This window comes from Corynebacterium sp. KPL2838, assembly GCF_040225455.1.
Classification (GTDB): Bacteria; Actinomycetota; Actinomycetes; order Mycobacteriales; family Mycobacteriaceae; genus Corynebacterium; species Corynebacterium rhinophilum.
On the sequence record NZ_JBEHFT010000008.1, the window covers coordinates 31,315 to 54,357 of the forward strand.

A 23,043-nucleotide genomic window follows, 5' to 3' on the forward strand; every position below is an offset into this window, starting at 1 on the left:
GCAACGCAGGCGGGGTCGTTGTACCCTAGAATTTTCACCCGAGACCTCGAGGAGACTCATCCAATATGCGGATTATTTTTGCCGGCACCCCAGAACCGGCGGTGGTGGCATTGGAGAAATTGCTTGCCTCCAGCCACGAAGTGGTAGCGGTCATTACCCGGCCCGATGCGAAGAAGGGCAGGGGCCGCAGCCTTCACCCGAGCCCGGTAAAGGCGCTGGCGCAAGAGCACGGCATCGAGGTGCTGACCCCATCCACGCTGCGGCCTGGCACGGAAGATGGCGATAACCTGCGCCAGCGCTTGGCCGAGCTGCAGCCAGAGGCCATCCCGGTGGTGGCCTATGGCAATCTCATTAGCAAGGATCTCTTGGATGTCGCGCGCCATGGTTGGGTCAACCTGCACTTTTCCCTCCTTCCCGCCTGGCGTGGCGCGGCACCGGTACAAGCGGCTATCGCGGCAGGCGATGATATTACCGGCGCATCCACCTTCCGGATCGAAGAAGGCCTGGATACAGGCCCGGTATTCGCCACGGTCACAGAAGGCATCACTGGGACGGATACCGCAGACGATCTGCTCACCCGGCTCGCGTATTCCGGGGCAGATCTCCTAGTAGCCACCATGGATGGGCTCGAGGCCGGCACGCTGGAGCCGCAGGCCCAAAAAGGAGAGGCCACCTATGCGCCGAAAATCTCTACCGCGGCAGCGCGCATCGACTGGGCGCAGCCAGCCTTTGCCATTGACCGGCATATCCGCGCCCACTCCCCGGGCCCGGGCGCATGGACGCTGCTTGACGATGCCCGCCTCAAGGTCGGCCCGGTTCGCGTTACCGAGGGCATCGACAAGCACCTAGCGCCTGGCGAGGCGCTGATTAACAAGGATGCGGTGTATATCGGGACCGCGACGCAGCTGGTGCAGCTGGATAGGATTCAGCCACCGGGTAAAAAGATGATGAATGCGGCCGATTGGGCGCGTGGATTAGGAAAGAACGCAGAGGTGAGGTTCCAGTGACTGGTGGATTCCGCTCCCGCAGTAAGTCCGGCGACAAGGCGCCGGAGGCTAAACAACACGGCAAGAACGGCGCGCCCCAACGCGGTAATGCGCAGCGTGGCAGTGCGCAGCGCGGCCAAGGCCAGCGTGGGCCCTCCCAACGTGGATCCGCCCAGCGTGGTCGGGGCATGCAGGACCAGCGCAACCGCGACCACCGGGATAACCGAGGAAACCGAGATAATCGGAATGCGGGCACAAAGAACACGGGCGCGGGGAAAACACTGGTGCAGGCCGCCATCGACCAGGGCGTGGATCCGGCCCGCGCCGTTGCCTTCGATGTGGTGCGCCGGGTAAGCGAAGAAGATGCGTTTGCCAACCTCGTCCTGCCCAAGGCCCTGCGAAAGCAGAAACTTTCTGGCCGCGATGCCGCATTCGCCACGGAGATTACCTATGGCACCCTGCGCACCTTGGGTGTGCTCGATGCGGTGATCGCGCAGTGTTCTTCGCGCGAGCTTGAGTCAATCTCGTCGATGGTCATCGATGCCCTGCGCCTGGGCACCTACCAGGTGCTGTATACGCGCGTAGAACCCCACGCGGCGGTAGATACCTCCGTCCGGCTCGTCGTGGCGGGCGGGGAAGAAAAAGCTAAGGGATTCGCCAATGGCATCTTGCGCACCATTACCCGCACGCCGCCGAACGAGTGGCTCAAGCGGCTGGCCCCAGAAGGCGAGGTTGCAAGCCTGGCCTTTAGGCATGCGCACCCAACGTGGATCGCGGAGTCTTTTGCCCGCGTTGTAGACCCCGAGGAATTGCCGGCTGCCCTAGCAACGGATTCCGAGCGCCCGAGCGTGCATTTGGTGGCACGTCCAGGCGAAATTTCTGCCGAGGAATTGGCGCTGATTACCGGAAACGAAGAAGGTACCTATTCGCCCTACGCGGTGTATATGGATTCCGGGGATCCAGGCCAATTGGAACCGGTCCAGCAGGGAATGGCCGCGGTACAAGATGAAGGCTCACAGCTTATCGCCCGCGCGGTCTGCGAGGTGCCCGTCAGCGGTACCGACCAGGGACGCTGGCTCGACCTGTGCGCAGGCCCGGGCGGCAAGGCGGCCCTGATGGGGGCCTTGGCGCGCATCGAATCCGCGCACGTCGATGCGGTAGAAGTATCGCCGCACCGCGCGAAACTGATTGAAAAGACGGTGCAGGGGTTGCCGGTGACCGTCCACGTGGCCGATGGCCGCAACCCAGAGGTCGGCTCGGGATTCGATCGCATCTTGGTGGACGCGCCGTGTTCGGGGCTGGGCGCATTGCGTCGCCGCCCAGAGGCACGCTGGCGGAAATCTGAAGCCGATATTGCCGAGCTTTCGACACTGCAATTCGAGCTGTTGTCCTCTGCCCTCAAGCTCGTGCGGCCGGGCGGGGTCGTAGTCTATTCCACGTGTTCGCCGGACCTTCGCGAAACCCGCGCCATCGTGGACCAGGCGGTAGAAAAGCTGGGTGCACAGGAGCTAGATGCGCGGGAATTTATCCCAGATATGGGCAATGTGGGCAAAGAAAAATCCGTTCAAATGTGGCCGCACCGCCACGGCACCGATGCCATGTTCATGGCGGTATTGCGGCGCGGCGATGAGGAAGGGAGCTAGAATTAACGGTATGCCTGCACCACTTATTTCTCCGTCAATTTTGGCTGCTGACTTCGCGCGGTTGGGTGAACAACTAGAGGCCATTTCCAACGCTGATTGGATCCATGTAGACATCATGGACGGGCACTTTGTCTCCAACCTTTCCTTTGGCCCGGATATTACGGCCACGGTGAGAAAGTCCACGGATAAGCCGCTTGACGTGCACCTGATGATTGAGGAGCCGGCGAAATGGGTGGAGACCTACATCAAGGCCGGTGCCACCACTATCATTTTCCACGTGGAGGCGGTAGAGGATGAGGTCGCCGCGGTGGACTTGGCCCACAAGATCCGGGACCTAGGTGCGCGTGCGGCCTTTTCCATCAAACCGGATACGCCCATCGAGCCGTGGCTAGACAAGCTGCATCACTTCGATGAGGTGCTGGTCATGTCCGTAGAGCCAGGTTTTGGCGGCCAGAAATTTATGCCCGACATGCTGGATAAGGTCCGCGCCCTGCGCGAGAGCATCGACCAGCAGAATCTCGATACCATCATTGAGATCGACGGCGGTATCGATCCGGATACCATTGCCTTGGCAGCCGAGGCCGGATGCGATTCCTTCGTGGCGGGATCGGCCGTATTCAAAAGCGATGATCCAGCGCAGGCGGTGGAAGAACTGCGCGCGCTTGCGGCGCGTTCATAATGGCCGGCGCGATGGATGAAACCAACGTGTCCGAAGCATTGGTCCAGGCCATGCAGGCCGGTGCGGCGGTGCGCGGTACCACGAGCCCCAATCCACCGGTAGGTGCGGTGATTTTGTCAGCAACCGGCGCCGTTGCGGGCATTGGTGCGACCCAGCCGGTGGGTGGCGCCCACGCGGAAGTCATGGCGCTGCGCGCGGCCGGCGAGAAAGCCCGCGGCGGTACGGCCGTGGTCACCCTGGAGCCCTGCGCGCATACGGGAAGGACGGGTCCCTGTGCCACGGCGCTTATCGATGCCGGAATTGCCCGCGTGTACTACTTGCATGCCGATCCCACGCCACAAGCAGGCGGGGGAGCGCAGGCCCTGGCCGCCGCCGGGGTGGAGGTGGGCGAGCTCACCGCACCGGATGGCGTCGAAGACGCGGTGCATGCCTGGTTGCGTGCGGTAAAACTGCAGCGCCCGCACGTCACCCTGAAATTTGCGCAGACCTTAGATGGGTTTACCGCTGCCGCCGATGGCACGAGCCAGTGGATCACCGGGCCTAAGGCCCGCGAGTGGGTTCACGCCGATAGGGCGCGGCGCGATGCCATCATCATCGGCACCGGCACCGCGCTTGCCGATAACCCCTCCCTTACCGCGCGCTTTAGCGATGGGAGTCTGCGCGAGCATCAGCCGCGCCGCGTGGTCATCGGCAAGCGCGAGCTCCAGGCCGCCGGTGAGAAGGCCTCGCACCTGCAGCGGCTGGGTTTTGAACAATATGACACCATCGAGGGCGCGCTGAAGGAGCTGTATGCCAGCGGCGCCCGCGACGTCTTGGTTGAAGGCGGAGCTGGTCTGGCCCGGAGCTTCATCGAGGCCGGTGTCGTGGATGCACTCGCGGCGTATATTGCCCCTATCCTGTTAGGCCAGGGGCGCGGGGTTCTGGCGAATGCGGTGGCGCATACGCTTGCCGATGCCCCACGTTTTACCACCGTGCGCACCACCAGCCTCGGGCCCGATGTCCTCGTAGAATACGAGGCGCGGAACGAGCGTTAAAAGATTAGATAATTTAGAGATAAATACAAGGGGAATCATTGTTTACAGGGCTAGTACAAGAGCTAGGAACGGTGGCCGCACTAGAACCGCAGGCGGATGCACTGCGGTTGAGCATCCGCGCACCGCAGACGGTGAGTGACGCGCACCTAGGGGATTCCATTGCCATCAATGGCGTGTGCCTTACCATCGCGGAATTGGATGGGGATATTTTCTGCGCCGATGTGATGCGAGAATCTTTGGACCGGACGGGACTCGGTCAGCTGGAAGAAGGCGCGCGGGTGAATGTCGAGCCGGCAGTACTGCCCACCACGCGGCTGGGTGGACACATTATGCAGGGCCATGTCGATGGCACGGCACGGTTGGTCACGCGCGAGCATTCGGAGCACTGGGACGTGCTGCGCTTTAGCTTGCCCCGCGAGCTTACCCAGTACGTCGTGGAAAAGGGCTCTATTGCGGTCAACGGTACGTCTTTGACGGTCAGCGCCGTAGGTAAGGACTGGTTTGAGGTCTCCCTTATTCCCACCACCTTGCGGGAGACGACGCACGGAGAATCTCAGCCCGGCAATATCGTAAACCTCGAGGTGGATGTGCTGGCGAAGTATGTAGAAAAGATGCTTCACCCCGAATCCGGAATTGCTCAAGCAAAGGACTAGACTGCTAGGTTATGTTCGCGACTGAAGAGAGCATCCATTTTGATGCCATCGATCACGCCATTGCGGAGATTGCTGCCGGCAAGCCGGTCATCGTCATGGATGATGAAGGACGGGAAAACGAAGGGGATCTAATCTTTGCCGCGGAGCTGGCAACCCCGGAACTGGTCGCGTTTATGGTGCGGTATTCCTCCGGGTACGTCTGCGCCTCATTAATGCCGGAAGATTGCCAGCGGCTCGATTTGCCGCCGATGATGGCGCAGAATCAGGACGTGCGCCAGACCGCCTATACGGTCACCGTGGATGCGGCAACGGGCTCTACCGGGATTTCTGCGGCCTCCCGCGCAGAAACCATCCGCCGCTTGGCTGATTCTTCGACTCGCTCCAGCGACTTTACTCGGCCAGGCCACGTCGTCCCGCTGCGCGCGCGACCCGGCGGGGTATTAGAGCGCGATGGGCACACCGAAGCCGCCGTCGATTTGGCACGCCTTGCAGGCCTTCGTCCCGCCGGCGTGCTGTGTGAAGTCGTATCAGAAGAAGACCCGACGGATATGGCCCGCGGGCCGGAACTGCGCCGTTTTGCCGATAAGCACGGCCTCGCACTGATCTCTATCGCGCAGCTTATTGAGTGGCGCCGCCACCACGAGGTGCAAACCCAGCGCGCGGTGGAAACCCACCTGCCCACAGAGTATGGCGAATTCACCGCGATTGGTTACCGGCATGACCTTGACGGCCAAGAACATATTGCCTTAATCGCCGGCGATCCCGCGCAGCTTCGCGGTGCCCGCGATATTGTGGTGCGCGTGCACTCTGAGTGCCTTACCGGCGATGTCTTTGGCTCGCGCCGGTGCGACTGCGGTCCCCAATTGCAAGAATCCCTGCGCAAGGTGCAGGAAGCCGGCAGCGGGGTAGTAATTTACCTGCGCGGCCACGAAGGCCGCGGAATCGGATTGGTGCACAAGCTCCAGGCGTACCGCCTCCAGGACGAGGGCTGGGATACGGTCGACGCCAATTTGGAACAAGGCCTGCCAGAAGATGCCCGGGAGTATTCCGTGGCGGGCCAGATCCTGAAGGACCTTGGGGTGGAATCGGCACAACTGTTGACCAATAACCCGCACAAGGGGGAAGGGCTCGCCGGATTCGGCATCGAAGTCAGCCAACATATCCCACTTACCATCGCCGCCAACGCCGATAATATTCGGTATCTGCGGACCAAACGCGACCGCATGGGCCACGATCTTCCGCAGGTGGCACAGTGGGACGCGCAGCACGAAGGAGAATTAGGCAAATGAGTAAAGAAGGATTACCCGCTATCGCGCAGGTAGATGCGCGCGGCCTCCGCGTCGCGGTCGTGACCGCAACGTGGAACGAAGAGGTCTGCGATCAGCTGCACCAGCAGGCAGTGGAGACTGCCCGTGCAAATGGGGCAGAAGTCGCAGAATTCCGGGTCGTTGGTTCCCTGGAATTGGGCGTGGTTGTTCAGGCAGCCGCGCGGAAATTCGATGCCGTCGTTGCCTTGGGGTGCGTCATCCGCGGTGGCACTCCGCACTTTGATTATGTCTGCGATTCCGTCACCCAAGCCCTAACGCGCATCTCCTTGGATGAATCGACGCCGATTGGCAATGGTGTCTTGACCGTCAATGACCAGCAGCAGGCCATCGACCGCGCAGGATTCCCTGACTCGGCGGAAAATAAGGGCGCAGAATCCATGATCGCGGCTTTAGACACCGCGTTGCAATTGCGTAGACTAAACGCAGAATATTAATAAAAGGCCAATCGAAATCCTGACCATTGACCGGCAGGCAGGACTTCCAGAGGAGTAAAGCACATGAATGAGGCCGCAGCTTCGAATGAATCCCAACCGCGCCGCACCCTTAGCGATGCGGAGGTATTGGCCTATACCAGCGCGGATCCCTTCGCACGGACAACGTCGAAGCCGTGGGAATATAGCGCCAAGTCCCCGTTCTTGCGCAAGATTGCCATCGGTTGGGTCATTCTTGTCATGGCCATCCATATTTTTATGGGTGTTACGCTCGATATTTCCTTTACCGGTGCGCACGTGACCACTATCGACAAATTCGCCTTTCCTGGTGTCGGCGTAGTCATTTCCATCTTGTCGTGGATTGCTCTCAACCGGCCGCGGCTGCAGGCCAACGAAGATGGGGTAGAGGTGCGCAATATCATCGGCACGCGTTTTTACCCGTGGCAGGTGGTCTACGGGCTGTCTTTCCCCGTCGGCCAGCGCATGGCCCGCCTTGAGCTGCCTGAATTTGAGGCCGTGCCCGTGTGGGCATTGCAATCCGGCGATAAAGATACCGTGATCACAAAAGTCCGTGACTTCCGCGATCTGGAAGCCAAATACATGCCGCAGGATTAAGCATTGGCAGATCCAACGACCTATCGCCCCGCCCCGGGAACCATTCCGACGGAGCCGGGTGTATATAAGTTCCGCGATGAGAACCGGCGCGTCATTTACGTAGGCAAGGCCAAAAACCTGCGGGCGCGCCTGTCTAATTATTTCCAAGACATTACGCAGCTGCACCCGCGCACGCGGCAGATGGTGCTGACCGCCAGCTCCGTGGAATGGACAGTTGTTGCCAGCGAAGTTGAAGCGCTGCAGCTGGAATATACCTGGATCAAGCGGTTCGATCCGCACTTTAACGTCATGTACCGCGACGACAAGACGTATCCCATGCTTGCCGTCTCCGTGGGAGAGGTCGTCCCGCGCGCTTTTTTCTACCGCGGCCCCCGGCGCAAGGGAGTGCGGTACTTTGGCCCCTATTCCCATGCCTGGGCTGTGCGCGAAAGCCTCGATCTGCTCACCCGCGTCTTCCCCATGCGCACGTGTTCTAAAGGCGTATATAACCGGCATGAGCGGCTGGGGCGCCCGTGCCTTTTGGGATACATCGGCAAGTGCGATGCACCCTGTATCGGACGGGTGAGCAAAGAAGAACACCGCGAGACCGTCAATGAGCTGGTTTCGTTCATGAATGGCAATACGGCTGGTGTTAGGCGCAAGCTGGTCAAAGACATGGAGGCTGCCGCTGAAAACCTCGAATTTGAGCGTGCGGCTAGATTGCGCGATGATCTTGGGGCCATCGATAAGATCATGGAGCAGCAAGCAGTTGTCTTTGCCGATGGCACCGATGCCGATCTGATTGCGTTTAATTCCGATGAGTTGGAAGCCGCCGTCCAAATCTTTCACGTACGCGGCGGCAGGATCCGCGGCCAGCGCGGCTGGGTCGTTGAACGCGCCGGTGACCAGGCAACCTCTGAGCCCATCGAGGAGGGCCAACCCGATCCGGCCTTGCCCGCCTTGGTGCAAAACTTCCTCATCCAGTTTTACTCCGATGCCGTGGAGCGAGAAGAACAAGAAGCTCGTGAGGATGCAGCTTTAGCTGCGGATGTGCCACGACGCGGCGTTGACCAGGAATCGCACATGGAACAGCGCCATGTCCACGTCATACCGCGTGAGATTTTGGTCCAAGCCATGCCGGAAGAATCCGATCAAGTGGTCTCCCTCTTGGAAGAGCTGCGTGGCGCGCGCGTTGATCTGCGCGTACCCCAACGAGGCGATAAGCGTTCGCTCATGGATACCGTGGAAAAGAACGCCAAGGAGCAACTACGCCAGCATAAGCTCAAGCGCGTCGGTGACCTTACCGCGCGGTCCGCGGCGCTGCAGGACATCCAGGATGCCTTGGGAATGGACCAGGCACCGCTGCGCATCGAGTGCACCGATATTTCGCATATCCAAGGCACCGATGTCGTCGCCTCCCTGGTGGTTTTTGAAGACGGCATTCCAAAGAAGTCCGATTACCGGCGCTACCGCATCAAGGAGGCAGCCGGCGATGGGCATTCCAATGACGTTGGCTCCATTGCGGAGATCACACGCCGTCGGTTTAAGCGACACAACCAAGATAAATTAGCGAACCCGGACGAGGAAAAGGAAGAATCGTCCTTCGCGGAAGAAAAAGTCGCAGAAGAATCCGCCGAGGCAGGTCGCCGCTTTGCCTATCCTCCTCAGCTCTTCATCGTGGACGGCGGCGCGCCCCAGGTGGCGGCGGCACAAGAGGTATTTGATGAATTGGGCATCGTCGATGTCACCCTCGTGGGTCTGGCCAAGCGTTTGGAGGAAATCTGGGTGCCAGGGGATGATGAACCGGTGATTCTGCCGCGCAATTCCCAGGCGCTATTTTTGCTGCAGCAAATTCGCGATGAGGCGCACCGCTTTGCCATTACCTACCACCGGCAACAGCGTTCTAAGCGCATGCGTTCCTCGGCGCTCGATGCAATTCCGGGGCTTGGGCCGCAACGCCGGACGGATTTGGTCAAGCATTTTGGCTCCGTCAAAAAGCTCAAGGCGGCCACGGTGGATGAGATCTGCGAGGTAAACGGGTTCGGGCCGAAACTGGCCCAGACTGTCTACGATAAGTTGCACGACGCACAGTAAATAAGCAGCTTTCCGGCAGAAGTCCAGAGCGCGAAAACGCTAGACTGGTGGGCATGACGCACTTCGACACTCCGCCCATCTTGATTACCGGCATGTCCGGCGGCGGGTTGAGCTCCGCCGCCAAGGTTTTTGAGGACAAGGGCTACTATGTGGCGCATAATATCCCGCCGCGCGCCATTGTGGATCTGTGGAAATTGTGCAACGAGGAAGAAACACCCGTTGAAAAGGTCGCCGCGGTAACGGACGTGCGGTCTCGCATGTTTCCGGGTTCCCTCATGGAAACCATCGATGAGCTAACGGCATTGGGCATGAAACCCACCGTTCTGTTTCTCGATGCACGCGATGACGTGCTCATCCGTCGCTTCGACTCCGTGCGGCGCACCCACCCTTTGCAGGGCGACGATACCTTAAAGGTGGGCATCCAACGCGAACGCCAAGTGGTGGCGGAAATTCGAGATCGCTCCGATATCATCATTGATTCCACGAACCTCTCGATTCATGACTTGCGCCGAGCTATCGAAGCTGCGTTTGGCGAATTTCAAAATACCAACCAGCACGTCACGGTGGAATCGTTTGGTTTTAAGAATGGTTCCCCGCGCGATGCGGATATCGTCGTCGACGTGCGCTTTTTGCCCAATCCTTACTGGATTCCGGAGCTGCGCGGCTGCCGCGGTACAGATGCGCCTGTGGCGGATTATGTCCTGTCGCAGCCTGCCGCACAGAAATTCGTGGATAATTTTGTCGCCATGTTTTCTACCATGCTGGAGGGATACCGGCACGAGGGCAAGAACTTCATCACCGTGGGCGTCGGCTGCACGGGCGGGCATCACCGCTCGGTTGCGGTAGCAGAGGACATCGCCAAGCGCCTGCGCGCCAATGACACCCTTGACGTCAGCATTTTGCACCGGGATATCGCCCGCAATTAGGGCTGAGGAGCATTAAAAACTGTATGAAACACCCTTCTCATATGGTCTGCCTTGGCGGCGGCCATGGTCTTTATCAAACACTTTTATCCGCTCGGCGCAGCAATGCGGCGGATATTTCTGCCATCGTGACGGTTGCAGATGATGGCGGATCCTCGGGGCGCCTGCGCCGGGAATTGGACATTATTCCGCCCGGTGACCTGCGCATGGCGTTGGCGGCGCTAGCCGATGACAATCGCATAGGCGAGCTGTGGGGCAAGACCCTCCAGCATCGCTTCGGCGGCAATGGCGCCATGGCGGGCCACGCCGTGGGCAACCTCATGATCGCCGGTTTGACCGGGGTTTTGGGCGATTACCAGGCTGCTTTGGACGCGGTAGCAGAGCTTACGCACTCGCACGGGCGGGTCATCCCCGTGGTCCCGCATCCCTTAGAGATTGAGGCTGATGTCTCAGGGCTTGACGATGACCCCCGGGTCATGCGCCAGGTCCGCGGCCAGGTCGCGGTGGCATCGACGCCGGGGCATGTGCGGCGCGTGCGAATCCTGCCTGAAGCCCCGGAAGCCAATCCCGCCGCGCTGGAGGCTATTAGGCATGCAGATCTTATTACCATCGGTCCAGGATCCTGGTTTAGTTCGGTATTACCGCATACCTTGGTGCCAGAAATCGTCCAGGCTATTTCTGAGTCCAATGCTTTGCGCGTCGTGATGCTCAACCTGTCAGCCGAACCGGGAGAAACCCAAGGCTTTTCCGCGGAGCGCCACGTGCACGTGCTGGCTCGTCACGCCCCAGATCTACGCATCGACCGCATCGTCCTAGATGCGGCAGCGCTGCCAAATGAGAGCGAACGGGTATATGTACAGCGCGCTGCGCAAGCCTTGGGCGCACGCGCGGTATTTGCAGATGTCAGTATCCAGGATGACAATGGACAGCGATTGATGAAACACGATCCAGACAAACTTTCTTCTGTCATCGTGGATCTTTATAACGAGTACCGGCGGGCCTAGCTAAGTTCAGGCCAGCCAGTCCTCAGGGCGCGGGACACGGTAAAATGAGAAAATTCCGTTTCCCACGCAGTAGTTGGTGTGCGTGGGACCGTGCATTGCACAAGCGTCATTCGTGACTGTGACAGAGAAATGGGGCGAACTAGGTGACCACACCGTTGACCGAACAGGTCAAAGAAGAACTAGCGGCGGTTGGCGTGACACGTCAGTCCGCGCGCGCTGCGGAGCTCGCATCGATCCTGCGCTTTGCCGGAGAAGTAGATGTCTCTGGTGAGAGCATGGCCTATGAGCTGGAGCTTGATAACCAGGCTATTGCGCAGCGCATCCTCGTGGCTTTAGACGAGCTCTACGGCATCGAAGCGGAAAGCCACGTTGTCGGCCCTGCGGGGACGGTGAAGAAATCGCGCGTCATCGTGCGCATCACTAAAGGGGCAAAGGAGCTTACCCGCCGCCTTGGCCTGATTACCCGCTCCGGTCACGCCGTGGTGGGGCTTCCGCCGCAGGTCATTTCCGGCACCGTGGCTGATAGCGAGGCGGCGTGGCGCGGTGCCTTCCTTGCGCACGGTAGCCTGACGGAACCCGGGCGTTCTTCAGCATTGGAAGTCAGTTGCCCCTGCCAGGAGGCCGCGTTGGCACTCGTGGGATGCGCACGGCGCCTGGGAATTTCCGCAAAGACTAAAGAGACCCGCGGCGAAGATCGCGTGGTCGTCCGCGACGGCGATGCCATTGGCGCGTTGCTTACCCGCATGGGCGCGCAAGTGACCCGCCTGTCTTGGGAAAAGAAGCGGGTAAAGCGCGAAGCGCACGATACATCGCGCCGGTTGGATAATTTTGATGATGCCAACCTGCGCCGCTCGGCACGGGCCGCCGTCACCGCCGCGGCGCGCGTAGATAGGGCGATGGAAATTTTGGGGGATGACGTTCCTGAGCACCTAGCCGATGCCGGCCGCTTGCGCGTGCAGCACCGCGAGGCCTCGTTGGAGGAGCTCGGCAGGCTGGCGGATCCGCCTATGACCAAAGATGCGGTGGCAGGGCGCATTCGGCGCTTATTATCCATGGCGGATAAGCGGGCCGAAGAACTGGACATCCCCGATACTAATGAGTCCATCTCAGATGATCTTTTTGGTGACTCTTAGTCGCGGGGCACGATTGGCTCTGGAACTTTGAACCACGAAAGGCGGGAAGGAAAGCATTGAGGTGCTTTCTCTCCCGCCTTTTGTTGCGTCGCGGCTGAGGCGCTTATAGCCAGTGGTGGCTTGCGTTTTATGGGACCAAGAAGCCCAGGACGTTGGTCATCAAGAAGACGATGACACAGACAACGGCCAAGAACGCGATGGAGTAGCCCACGACGTTTTTCAGGATGACAGATTCCTTGCCTTCCATGGATACGGCGGTTGCCGCAATGGCCAGGGACTGCGGCGAAATCATCTTACCCACAACACCACCGGCGGTATTGGCAGCCAGCATGAGGTCAGGGTTGACGCCAATGCGGTCAGCGGCCGCAACCTGCAGGTTGCCAAAGAGCGCGTTTGCGGAGGTATCGGAGCCGGTCACCGCGGTACCAATCCAGCCCAGCACGGGTGCGAATAGCGCGAAGATGGAACCGGCGGAGGATACGAATTCACCGATAGCAATGGTCTGGCCCGAATAGTTCATCGTGTAGGCCAAAGCGAGGACCAAAACGATGGTCAGCCCAGAGAACTTCATGCGGTTGGCAACCTCACCGAAGGCCTGCACGGGTTGGGCGAAGCTGAGCTTGTAGCGGCCGTTCTCGTTCCAGAAGTGGTAAACGATGGCCACAATAATGCCGGAGAGCAAGAGCAAGGTACCGGGGTTGCCAAAGACATTGAAGCTAAAGCTGGTGTCCATGGCTTCGCCGTTGGTGCCGATGACGGTGCCATCCAGCAGCGGCCACGCGAATTTCAGCTTCCAGAAGCCGAAGATCGCTGGGGCTGCGGTCGCGATTGCAAATACTGCGGTAACGACGGCGTAGGGCAGCAGGGCCATCCAGATGCGGCGGCCATTGAGGTCGGTCGACGTTTCTGCGGCGGGCAGCTCCATGCGCTCGCGCAGCTCGGTAACACCGCGTGGCTTCCACACGCGGAGGAAGATAAAGGCGGCACCCAAGGATACGATGCAGGCAATAACGTTGGTGAGTTGGTAAGCAAAGAAGGTTGCGGTCAGCCACTGCGCGCCGGCAAAGGAAATGCCGATGACCGCGGCGGCGGGCGCCGTTTCCTTCACACCGCGCATGCCGTCCAGGATGAATGCGATAAGGAACGGGACGATCGCGGCGATGACCAACACCTGCAGGGCAATAAGGCCTGCGATATCTTGGGTTTGCTCAGCGGTACGTCCGCCAACCTCACCGGCGGTGGTGACCGGAATGCCGACCGCGCCGAATGCCACGGGGGCGGTATTAGCAATGAGGACCACCGTCGCTGCGCGCAGCGGCTTGACGCCGAGCGCCATAATCATCGTGGCGGTGATGGCAACGGGGGCGCCGAAGCCCGCAAGGGCCTCAAGGAGGCCACCGAAACAGAAGGCGATGAGCATCGACTGGATGCGGATATCGCCATCGCCTAAGAGGTCAAAGGTCTTACGCAAATCCTCGAAACGGCCTGAGGCGACCGTGATCTCGTAGAACCAAATCGCGGTGATGATAACCCAGACGATGGGCAAGAGGCCGAAGAGTCCACCGCGGACCGCGGAGGACAGTGCCATATCCACGGGCATCGCAAAGGCGACTATGGCAAGGATGATAGAGGTCGCAAGGGCGACGGCTCCTGAAGTATGTGCGCGGGCTTTAAAGCCCATCAACATAATGAAAAAGGCTACGAGGGGGAGAATCGCCACGAGCGCGGTAAGCCCAAGACTGTCTCCCACAACAAAGGTGTTTATCTCAAACATTGAGTATCCTCGATTCTAACGGGGGTACTATCGCAGGCGCATTCGGTCTGCGAGGGATGTAAATTTATTGCCCACGCGTTTCAGGTGAGAGATTAGCGCCCAGCGAATGCCCGAGTGCTACCTGGAACACAGTGAGTTAGCGCAAGCATATCGCGTCATAAACGCTGGGGTGTGATTTGGGTTAAGTTAATTTATACCACTGTGTCTTTGAGGGACTGGTGTGCGATGAAGCAGGGGAACGCCTATGTGTAGTGATATATCACACATTAACAGTGTAAAGCCCACAAGAACCAACTTAAACGGGCTTGAACAGCCTGAATATTCGGGAAAACAAAAATACTCGGGAAGATTGTACGCCTAGATCGGAAAACTTTCAGATCCTGCGTTGTCAGGCTTGCAGCCCACTGCACGCGCTATGAAGGCTCTGTAGTATTGCGGTTGTTGGGCAAAGCCTCGGGCACCTTACTCACCCAGAGCAGTAAAGTACTCGAAGGACCCGCGGTAGGCCCATAGAAATAATTACTCGACTCTTTGAGGAGATTTACAGTGACTACCCGCGTAGGCATTAACGGCTTTGGCCGCATTGGTCGTAACTTTTTCCACGCTGTTAACCGGACCGACAACGACCTTGAGATCGTTGCCGTCAACGATCTGACCGATAACCAGACCCTCTCTAACCTGTTGAAGTACGACTCCGTACTGGGTCGCTTCGACGGCGAGATTACCTACGACGATGACTCCATCACCGTCAATGGCAATCGCATCCAGGTCTTCAACGAGAAGGACCCGAAGAACCTGAAGTGGGGAGAGCTGGACGTGGACCTCGTTATCGAGTCCACCGGCCTGTTCACCAACGGTAACGACGCAAAGGCTCACATCGAGGCTGGTGCCAAGAAGGTCATCATTTCCGCCCCTGGTAAGGAAGTTGACGCAACCTTCGTCTACGGTGTTAACTCCGACACCTACGACCCTGCTAACCACAACGTTATTTCCGCAGCTTCCTGCACCACCAACTGCCTGGCCCCTATGGCCAAGGTCTTGAATGACAAGTTCGGTGTGGAAAAGGGCCTGATGACCACCGTTCACGCTTATACCGGTGACCAGCGTCTGCAGGACGCTCCTCACAAGGACCTGCGTCGTGCCCGCGCCGCAGCCGTCAACTTGGTGCCTACCTCCACCGGTGCAGCAAAGGCCGTGTCCCTGGTCCTGCCTGAGCTGGAAGGCAAGCTGGACGGTTACGCAATGCGCGTTCCGGTCATCACCGGTTCCGCAACCGACCTGACCTTCACCGCTTCCCGCGACGTCACCGTTGAGGAAATCAACGCGGCACTGAAGGAGGCAGCTGAAGGCGAGCTGAAGGACACCCTCGCATACACCGAGGATCCCCTAGTTTCCACTGACATCGTAACCTCCCCGCACGGCTGCATCTTCGATGCCGGCATGACCAAGGTCTCCAACGGCAACTTGGTCAAGGTTCTGGGTTGGTACGACAACGAGTGGGGCTACACCTCCCAGCTCGTCCGCATGACCAACTTGGTTGCAGAAAAGCTCTAAAGTTCTAATACAGAGCAGCCCTTAATGCGATACCGGCCACAACGAACGCCCTGACGGCACGACGTTGTGGCCGGTATCATTTTATGTAGCAACCTTAACTGCAGAATCCACTTTAAAAGGAGTAACACATGGCTTTTAAGACCCTAGATAACCTGCTAGAAGAAGGCGTAGAGGACCGCCACATTCTGGTTCGTTCTGACTTCAACGTGCCGCTGGATGATGACGGAAATATCACCGACCCCGGCCGCATCACCGCATCTCTTCCCGCGATTAAGGCTCTTGTCGAAGGCGGCGCGAAGGTCATCCTTTCCGCCCACCTCGGCCGCCCCAAGGGTGAGGTAAATTCCAAGTACTCCCTGGCTCCTGTCTCAGAAGCGTTGTCCGAGGCCCTAGATCAGTACGTTGCCTTGGCCAACGACGTCACCGGGGAAGACGCTCACGAGCGCGCAAACGGGCTAAACAGCGGCGATGTCATGCTGATAGAAAATGTCCGCTTCGATCCTCGCGAGACCTCCAAGGATGAGGCAGAGCGTGGCGAATTCGCCGACGAGCTCGTCGCCCTGGCTGCTGATAATGGCGCATTCGTCTCCGATGGCTTCGGCGTTGTGCACCGCGCGCAGACCTCGGTATATGACGTCGCCAAGCGCCTGCCCGCCTACGCCGGCAAGCTGGTGGAAAAGGAATTGGACGTATTGTCCACCGTGGCAAAGGATCCGGCGCACCCATACGTCGTTGTACTGGGTGGGGCAAAGGTCTCTGACAAGCTTGGCGTTATCGAAGCACTTGCTGGAAAGGCCGATAAGATCATCATCGGCGGCGGCATGTGCTACACCCTGCTGGCAGCCAAGGGCTACAACGTTCAGGAGTCCTTGCTGCAAGAGGACCAGATCGAAAACTGCAAGAGCCTGCTGGAGCGCTTTGGCGACAAGATCGTCCTTCCCGTTGACCTCACCGCCGCCAGCGAGTTCGCCGCCGATGCTGAGACCAAGGTCGTTGAGCTCGATGGCATTCCTGAGGGCTGGATGTCCCTGGACATCGGACCGAAGTCCATCGAGAAATTTGCCGACGTACTGGCAGACTCCAAGACCGTATTCTGGAACGGCCCCATGGGCGTATTCGAAATGGAAGCCTTCTCCAAGGGCACCGCTGGAGTAGCGCAGGCGATTATCGATGCCACCTCCACTAACGGTTCCTTCTCCGTCGTCGGCGGCGGCGACTCCGCAGCCTCTGTGCGCACCCTGGGCCTCGATGAGGATGGCTTCAGCCACATTTCCACCGGCGGCGGCGCGTCCCTCGAATACCTCGAGGGCAAGGAGCTGCCGGGCGTTTCCGTGCTCGAAGTATAAACCGCCTAAACAGCTAAATTCAGGCGTATAAAGAAAGGACTAATTATGGCACGTACACCACTTATTGCTGGTAACTGGAAGATGAACCTCGATCACATTGAGGCCATCGGCTCCGTTCAAAAGTTCGCATTCTCCCTGCCGGAGGATTACTACGACAAGGTAGATGTAGCCTACATGGTTCCATTTACCGATATCCGCACGATTCAGACGCTCGTTGAGGGCGATAAGCTGAAAATCACCTACGGTGCGCAGGACATTTCCAAGCACGAGTCTGGCGCCTACACCGGCGAGGTATCCGGCCAGATGCTGAACAAACTGGGATGCAGCTGGGCAGTCGTTGGCCACTCCGAGCGCCGCGAATACCACGGCGAAACCGACCAGCTGGTCGCTGAAAAGGCCGCAGCGGCCTTGGAAAATGGCATCAGCCCCATCGTCTGCGTGGGCGAACCACTCGACGTGCGCGAGGCCGGCACCCACGTTGACTACGTGGTGAACCAAACCCGCGATTCCCTGCAGGGGCTTAGCGCCGAGCAGCTATCCAAGACGGTTATCGCCTACGAACCCGTGTGGGCCATCGGCACCGGCAAGGTTGCCTCCGCGGATGACGCGCAGGAAGTGTGCGCCGCCATCCGTGGCTTGGTCAAGGAACTAGCGGGCGACGAGGTTGCCGAAGGTATTCGCATCCTGTACGGCGGTTCCGTAAAGGTTGACTCCGTTGCTGATATCGTCAGGAAGCCGGACGTAGACGGCGGTCTCATCGGTGGTGCTTCCTTGGTAGGAGAGGACTTCGCCAAGCTAGCCGCCAATGCAGCTAATGCCGTTAGTTAACATGCGTTAACAACCGTCACAAGGTGACTGGTATGCCGCGGGTTGGGGTGAGCCCCGCCCGCGGCATGGTGTACAGTAGGCCCTTGTGATTGCTTTGCGTAGGCAAAGCAGGTAAGTACTTCGCGCTGGTGGCAAGCGTGACTTTCGGTAGTACATCGAAGGTGCCACTGGGCGCACGTTGAGAAAAGGAAGAACCTCATGGTCTTAGCACTGGAAATCATTTTGCTAATTTCAGCTATTTTGATGTCCATCTTTGTGCTTTTACACAAGGGCAAAGGCGGCGGCCTGTCTAGCCTTTTCGGCGGCGGTGTGCAATCGAACCTGTCCGGTTCGACCGTGGTGGAAAAGAATTTGGACCGCTATACCATCGTCATGGTGATTATCTGGTTGGCCTGCATCGTTGGCCTAAACCTCATCCAGGCCTTCGCGGCCTAGGACCCGGCCAAACAACAGCGCCGGTACTTCATCCCGTATCCTTTTGCAGAGAAAGGGTGGGGCTGAGGTACCGGTGCTTTGTGCGTTAAGCAGGAAGGGCGGCGGTGTTTTTAAAGTTCCTGCGCGGCATCGTCAGCAAGGAAGAGGATCGTCTCCTTCGTCCCTTGCGCACCGGCGGCTGGGCACTCTTCAGCGTCGACGCCGTCCACGATGCTTTTTGCGGCAGTGGCCTTTTCTTCCCCGGCGACCAAGAGCCAGACGCGCTCAGACCTATTGACCGCCGGCAGCGTCAGGGTGATGCGCTCGCTGGGCGACTTCGGCGAATCGTGTATCGGTACCGCGAGTTCTTCCTGCTCACGGATGGCAGGAGAGTGGGGGAACATGGAGTTAATGTGGCCTTCTGCGCCCATGCCCAAAAGGTGTAGATCGAAGCCTAAGGGTGCGAAGTCCTTCAACTCTGGCTCGTAGGCATTGGCGGCCGCCTCCATGGAGACCGCACCGAGGTCGAATCCGTGGATATTCTGATCTGGAATATCGACGTGATCGAGCAGCGCGGAACGCGCTTGGCCTTCGTTGGAATCTGGGTCGCTGACCGGGACATTGCGTTCATCGCCAAAGAAGATGTGCACGCGGGACCAATCGATGCGCAGGGCAGGATAGTTCTCGCCTTGCTGCTGGGCAGCGAAGTCCAAGCGCGCGAGCTCGTGCAGCAGCCCAATTCCTGCGCCCCCGCCAGTTAGTACGACTCTTGCCACGCCGTCACCATGGAGGCCACCATTGCCGGCCTGAATACCGGCGATGGTCTCAATGAATTTGAGTGCGGCTTGGGAAATAAGGTCATCTACATCGCTGACGCGGTGAAGCGTTACCATTCGGTATCAGAATCCTTTGCAAAGAATCGGTATGAGCAAGTGCGCTGTTAAAGCTTACTGTAGTCTACTTCTCCCAGAGCACGCAGCGCCTGAGCATAAGTTTTATCGGCGTCGAGGTGCCGCAATTCCTCGGAGAGGATTTCGGTTTGCGTGCGCGGGCTCAAACTGACTAGTGAGTCTGGGGTACCCGGTACGCGCACTCGTACAGTGCGCTCATCGACGACATCCACATCCACGTGGGTCGTCTCCCGGTTAAAGCGCAGGTGGGTAACCGGGAAATTGTCACTATTGGTTTCCTCGGCCATGCGCTGTACCGGGACGCTCAGGCGGTCAAGCAGCCACCCCGCAGCGAAGTTTGGCGCGGGATGCCCGGCGGGGCCGGCGACCTCTACCGATAGCACCTTTTCATGGGGGTGGTGATCGAGTGCCGATGCGACGACGCCGCGCCACAAGGTGATGGAGGCCCAAGACATATCGGAATCGCCGGGGGAGTAGCCATGAGAAAGCGCGCGCAGATCCTGCTCGCCCACGGTTCCTTTGTGGGCCACATTGGTGATGCGGCGCTGGGCCAATTTGCCCACGGGGCTTTTTGAGGGCACCTGTGGGCACACGTTGGGCCACCATGCGACCAGCGGGGTATCTGGCAGCAAGAGCGGAGTGAGCACGGACTCGGCCTGATCCGCGAGCGCCCCATGCAATTGCATGACGACGGTCTCGGACGCACCGGCCTCGCCGCCGACGCGGAGCTGGGCATCGAGCTGGGTATCAGAATTCGGATCGCCGGGGACCACGACGAGAACGCGGGAGGGGTGCTCATGAGAGGCATCGCGCACAGAGGCAAGAATTTGTTCCAGATCGTCGCCTTCTTGTGCCTCGACGATTAAGGTGAGCACGCGGCCCGTGGTGCGGGTGTAGTGCTCCTGGGCATCGACAAGCTTCTTGGCAATTTCACCAGTGGTGGTATTAGGCAATGGAATAATCATTGACTACATCCCTTCTACGGGCGGCGCCAGGAGTGACCCCGGCGGCGCAGCATCTTATCGGCTGAGGTGGGCCCCCATGTGCCCGCCTTATAATCTTCGGGCTCACCATGCTTGGACCAGTAATCGATGATCGGATCCAAAATCGACCACGATAGTTCGACTTCTTCATTGGTGGGGAACAGGGATGATTCATCGAGGAGGGCATCCAAGATGAGGCGCTCATAGGCCTCGGGGGATTCCTCGGTGAATGCCTCGGCATAGGCAAAGTCCATGTTCACATCGCGCACTTCCATGGTGGAGCCTGGCACCTTTGAGCCAAAGCGCATGGTGACGCCCTCATCTGGTTGAACGCGGATAACCACCGCATTTTGGCCAAGGGCATCGGTTTCGCCATCGACAAAGGGCTGGTTCGGCGCGGCCTTGAAGACCAAGGCAATCTCGGTAACGCGGCGCCCCAGCCGCTTTCCCGTGCGCAGGTAGAACGGCACGCCACCCCAGCGCCGCGAATTGACCTCCAGCGTACATGCCGCGTACGTCTCGGTAGTGGAGGCGGGATCGAAGCCTTCCTCCTCGCGTAAGCCCTTCACGTATTCCGAGCCCTGCCAACCGGCGGTGTATTGGCCACGAGCGGTGGTTTTATTCAGCGGATGCACTGGCTGCGTGGCGCGCAGCACCTTGACCTTTTCGGCGCGCAGCGCCTCCGGCTCGAAGGAAGAGGGTTCCTCCATTGCGACGAGGGCGAGCAGCTGCAGGAGGTGGTTTTGAATAACGTCGCGTGCAGCGCCGATTCCGTCATAATAGCCAGCGCGGCCGCCGAGGCCGATATCTTCGGCCATGGTAATTTGCACGTGGTCGATATAGTGCGCGTTCCACATCGGCTCAAAGATCTGGTTGGCAAACCGCAGCGCCATAATATTTTGCACGGTCTCTTTGCCCAGGTAGTGATCGATGCGGAAGACGGCCGATTCGGGGAAGACCGCGTTGACGATTTCATTGAGTTCGCGCGCGGATTCCTGGTCATGTCCAAAGGGCTTTTCGATGATCACGCGGCGCCACGAATCCTCCATGGAATTGGCCATGCCCACGCGTTCCAATTGGTGGCAGATATCGGAGAAGAACTCTGGCGGCACCGAAAGGTAGTATGCCCAGTTGCTTCCCGTGCCCCGGGCCTTATCCAGCTCGGCCAACCGTGCAGAAAGCCTGTCGAAGCCCTCATCATCAAAGGATCCTTGCACGAACTCGATTCCTTGGGATAAGTGCTCCCAGACGTCGTGGTTAAAGTCAGTGCGGGCACCGGCTTCTACCGCGCTGCGGAAATAATCGCAGAAGTCCGCGTTATCCCAGTTCCTGCGGCCATAGCCGACGAGCGTGAAGCCCGCGGGCAAGAGACCGCGGCTGGCAAGGTCATAGATGGCCGGCAAGAGCTTTTTGAAAGCTAAGTCGCCGGTTACACCAAAGATGACCATGCCCGCGGGGCCCGCGATGCGTGGCAATCGTTTATCGGCGGCATTACGCAAGGGATTGACCCAAGCGGCTGAGTCCGTCACGGATTATCCTTCCTGGAGGGAAAAGCTAAGTAGTCTTTCAACTAGTGGCGGCATAATGCCCCGCCGGCTTTCCGGCGGGGCTAAGACCACGGTCGTAGTTTACGCGAGTCGCTGTTTGAGGGAATCAAGGAGGTCATTCCACGCGGCGACGAACTTGTCGACGCCTTCGCGCTCAAGGACCACGAAGACATCTTCTAGGTCAATGCCCACCGATTCGAGCTGGGAGAAGACCTTCTCGGCTTCTTCGCCGGCCGTGGACAGGGTGTCGCCGTGGAGGCCACCTTCCTGCAGGACCGCATCAATGGTCTTTTCCGGCATGGTATTGACCGTGTGCGGCCCAGCCAGCTCGGTCACGTACAGCGTTGCTGGGTAATCAGGGTTTTTCACGCCGGTGGAAGCCCACAGTGGTCGCTGTACGGGAGCGCCTTCTGGGAGGCCGTTGTCACCGAGCAATTCTTCTTGGAAGAGGGCGTAGGCACGCTGCGCATTAGCGACACCGGCCTTGCCGCGCAGGGACAGGGCTTCTTCGGAACCGATAGCTTCTAAGCGCTTATCAACTTCCGTATCCAGGCGGGAGACGAAGAAGGATGCGACCGAATGAATCTTGGTGACGTCCTTGCCACCCTCGGCCGCGCGCTTGAGCCCAGCCTGGAATGCGGAGATGACCTCGCGGTAGCGAGACACCGAAAAGATCAAGGTGACATTGACGCTGATTCCATCTGCGAGGGCATCCTCGATTGCGGGAAGGGAGCCCTTGGTAGCCGGGATCTTGATCATCGCATTGGGGCGGTCCACCTTGTCCCACAGTTCGCGGGCCTGCTTGAGGGTTGCCGCTGCATCGTTAGAGATGCGCGGATCCACCTCGATGGATACGCGGCCATCCTGGCCGTCGGTCTCGGCGTAAATATCGGCGAAAAGGTCACAGGCGTTTTGCACGTCCGTAATGGCCAGGGAGTAGACGGCCTCATCGGCCGAAGCACCCTTCTCCTTCAATGCAGCCAAGTCCGCGTCATAGGCTGTGCCACTAGTCATAGCGGTGGCGAAGATGGCCGGGTTGGTCGTTACACCCACGATGGACTTGGAGGAAATAATCTCTTTTAAGTTTCCAGACTCCAAACGCTGGCGCGAGAGATCATCGAGCCATGTGGAAGTACCTAATTGGGCAAGTTCAGAAATGTTGTTCATAGTCATTCCTTTTAGCG

The 23,043-nt window shown here is 59.1% G+C and carries 21 protein-coding genes; 16 read left to right on the forward strand and 5 right to left on the reverse strand.

Annotated elements, in window-relative coordinates:
- Positions 1-65 precede the first annotated feature (65 nt).
- The 12 genes from fmt to whiA all read left to right on the forward strand — a co-directional run bounded on the left by fmt (position 66) and on the right by whiA (position 12,502).
- Positions 66-1,007, forward strand: coding sequence for a methionyl-tRNA formyltransferase (gene fmt, locus ABRP98_RS04360; RefSeq protein ID WP_349857696.1), 942 nt, complete (start codon positions 66-68; stop codon positions 1,005-1,007).
- Positions 1,008-1,174: 167 nt separating this feature from the next.
- Positions 1,175-2,629: an RsmB/NOP family class I SAM-dependent RNA methyltransferase gene (locus ABRP98_RS04365; RefSeq protein WP_349857745.1), complete on the forward strand. Its 1,455-nt coding sequence runs from the start codon at positions 1,175-1,177 to the stop codon at positions 2,627-2,629.
- A 10-nt stretch (positions 2,630-2,639) separates the two neighbouring features.
- Entirely contained in the window at positions 2,640-3,308 is a 669-nt protein-coding gene (gene rpe, locus ABRP98_RS04370) for a ribulose-phosphate 3-epimerase (RefSeq protein WP_349857698.1), read from the forward strand.
- A complete protein-coding gene (ribD, locus tag ABRP98_RS04375) occupies positions 3,308-4,342 on the forward strand; it encodes a bifunctional diaminohydroxyphosphoribosylaminopyrimidine deaminase/5-amino-6-(5-phosphoribosylamino)uracil reductase RibD (protein ID WP_349857699.1) in 1,035 nt (344 codons plus the stop codon). The genes rpe and ribD overlap by 1 nt, the downstream gene beginning before the upstream one ends.
- 38 nt (positions 4,343-4,380) lie before the next feature.
- Positions 4,381-4,995, forward strand: a complete 615-nt coding sequence (locus tag ABRP98_RS04380) for a riboflavin synthase (protein WP_349857701.1) — start codon at positions 4,381-4,383, stop codon at positions 4,993-4,995.
- A gap of 11 nt (positions 4,996-5,006) precedes the next feature.
- Positions 5,007-6,284, forward strand: coding sequence for a bifunctional 3,4-dihydroxy-2-butanone-4-phosphate synthase/GTP cyclohydrolase II (locus ABRP98_RS04385; RefSeq protein WP_349857702.1), 1,278 nt, complete (start codon positions 5,007-5,009; stop codon positions 6,282-6,284).
- On the forward strand, positions 6,281-6,757 hold the full coding sequence (ribH, locus tag ABRP98_RS04390; protein ID WP_023017454.1) for a 6,7-dimethyl-8-ribityllumazine synthase: 477 nt from the start codon (positions 6,281-6,283) through the stop codon (positions 6,755-6,757). The genes ABRP98_RS04385 and ribH overlap by 4 nt, the downstream gene beginning before the upstream one ends.
- Positions 6,758-6,820: 63 nt before the next feature.
- Complete coding sequence (locus tag ABRP98_RS04395; protein ID WP_284849926.1) at positions 6,821-7,369, forward strand: PH domain-containing protein; 549 nt, start codon at positions 6,821-6,823, stop codon at positions 7,367-7,369.
- Positions 7,370-7,372: 3 nt separating this feature from the next.
- On the forward strand, positions 7,373-9,442 hold the full coding sequence (uvrC, locus tag ABRP98_RS04400; RefSeq protein ID WP_284851678.1) for an excinuclease ABC subunit UvrC: 2,070 nt from the start codon (positions 7,373-7,375) through the stop codon (positions 9,440-9,442).
- Positions 9,443-9,486: 44 nt separating this feature from the next.
- Positions 9,487-10,368 carry an RNase adapter RapZ gene (gene rapZ, locus ABRP98_RS04405; RefSeq protein WP_284854031.1) on the forward strand — a complete coding sequence of 294 codons (882 nt, stop codon included), beginning with the start codon at positions 9,487-9,489 and terminating at the stop codon, positions 10,366-10,368.
- Positions 10,369-10,391: 23 nt separating this feature from the next.
- Complete coding sequence (locus ABRP98_RS04410; RefSeq protein WP_349857705.1) at positions 10,392-11,369, forward strand: gluconeogenesis factor YvcK family protein; 978 nt, start codon at positions 10,392-10,394, stop codon at positions 11,367-11,369.
- Positions 11,370-11,512: 143 nt separating this feature from the next.
- Positions 11,513-12,502, forward strand: coding sequence for a DNA-binding protein WhiA (gene whiA, locus ABRP98_RS04415; RefSeq protein ID WP_284769763.1), 990 nt, complete (start codon positions 11,513-11,515; stop codon positions 12,500-12,502).
- Between the two features lie 127 nt (positions 12,503-12,629).
- Here the strand turns inward: whiA and ABRP98_RS04420 are convergent, their stop codons facing one another.
- Entirely contained in the window at positions 12,630-14,276 is a 1,647-nt protein-coding gene (locus tag ABRP98_RS04420) for an L-lactate permease (RefSeq protein WP_349857707.1), read from the reverse strand.
- Positions 14,277-14,822: 546 nt separating this feature from the next.
- Here ABRP98_RS04420 and gap point away from each other — a divergent pair.
- From gap to secG, 4 genes are all read left to right on the forward strand, one after another.
- On the forward strand, positions 14,823-15,830 hold the full coding sequence (gap, locus tag ABRP98_RS04425; RefSeq protein WP_284851681.1) for a type I glyceraldehyde-3-phosphate dehydrogenase: 1,008 nt from the start codon (positions 14,823-14,825) through the stop codon (positions 15,828-15,830).
- Between the two features lie 128 nt (positions 15,831-15,958).
- Positions 15,959-17,176, forward strand: coding sequence for a phosphoglycerate kinase (locus tag ABRP98_RS04430; protein WP_349857709.1), 1,218 nt, complete (start codon positions 15,959-15,961; stop codon positions 17,174-17,176).
- Between the two features lie 45 nt (positions 17,177-17,221).
- Entirely contained in the window at positions 17,222-18,004 is a 783-nt protein-coding gene (tpiA, locus tag ABRP98_RS04435) for a triose-phosphate isomerase (RefSeq protein WP_349857710.1), read from the forward strand.
- Between the two features lie 198 nt (positions 18,005-18,202).
- Entirely contained in the window at positions 18,203-18,439 is a 237-nt protein-coding gene (gene secG / locus ABRP98_RS04440) for a preprotein translocase subunit SecG (RefSeq protein ID WP_284769768.1), read from the forward strand.
- 110 nt (positions 18,440-18,549) lie between these two features.
- Here secG and pgl read toward each other — a convergent pair whose 3' ends face one another.
- From pgl to tal, 4 genes are all read right to left on the reverse strand, one after another.
- Positions 18,550-19,311, reverse strand: coding sequence for a 6-phosphogluconolactonase (gene pgl / locus ABRP98_RS04445; protein WP_349857712.1), 762 nt, complete (start codon positions 19,309-19,311; stop codon positions 18,550-18,552).
- A gap of 47 nt (positions 19,312-19,358) precedes the next feature.
- Positions 19,359-20,294, reverse strand: a complete 936-nt coding sequence (locus tag ABRP98_RS04450; RefSeq protein WP_349857714.1) for a glucose-6-phosphate dehydrogenase assembly protein OpcA — start codon at positions 20,292-20,294, stop codon at positions 19,359-19,361.
- Positions 20,295-20,308: 14 nt separating this feature from the next.
- The gene (gene zwf, locus ABRP98_RS04455) at positions 20,309-21,841 is read right to left on the reverse strand and encodes a glucose-6-phosphate dehydrogenase (protein ID WP_284769771.1); all 1,533 of its coding nucleotides are present in this window, start codon (positions 21,839-21,841) and stop codon (positions 20,309-20,311) included.
- Positions 21,842-21,940: 99 nt separating this feature from the next.
- Complete coding sequence (tal, locus tag ABRP98_RS04460) at positions 21,941-23,026, reverse strand: transaldolase (RefSeq protein WP_349857716.1); 1,086 nt, start codon at positions 23,024-23,026, stop codon at positions 21,941-21,943.
- Positions 23,027-23,043: the final 17 nt, after the last annotated feature.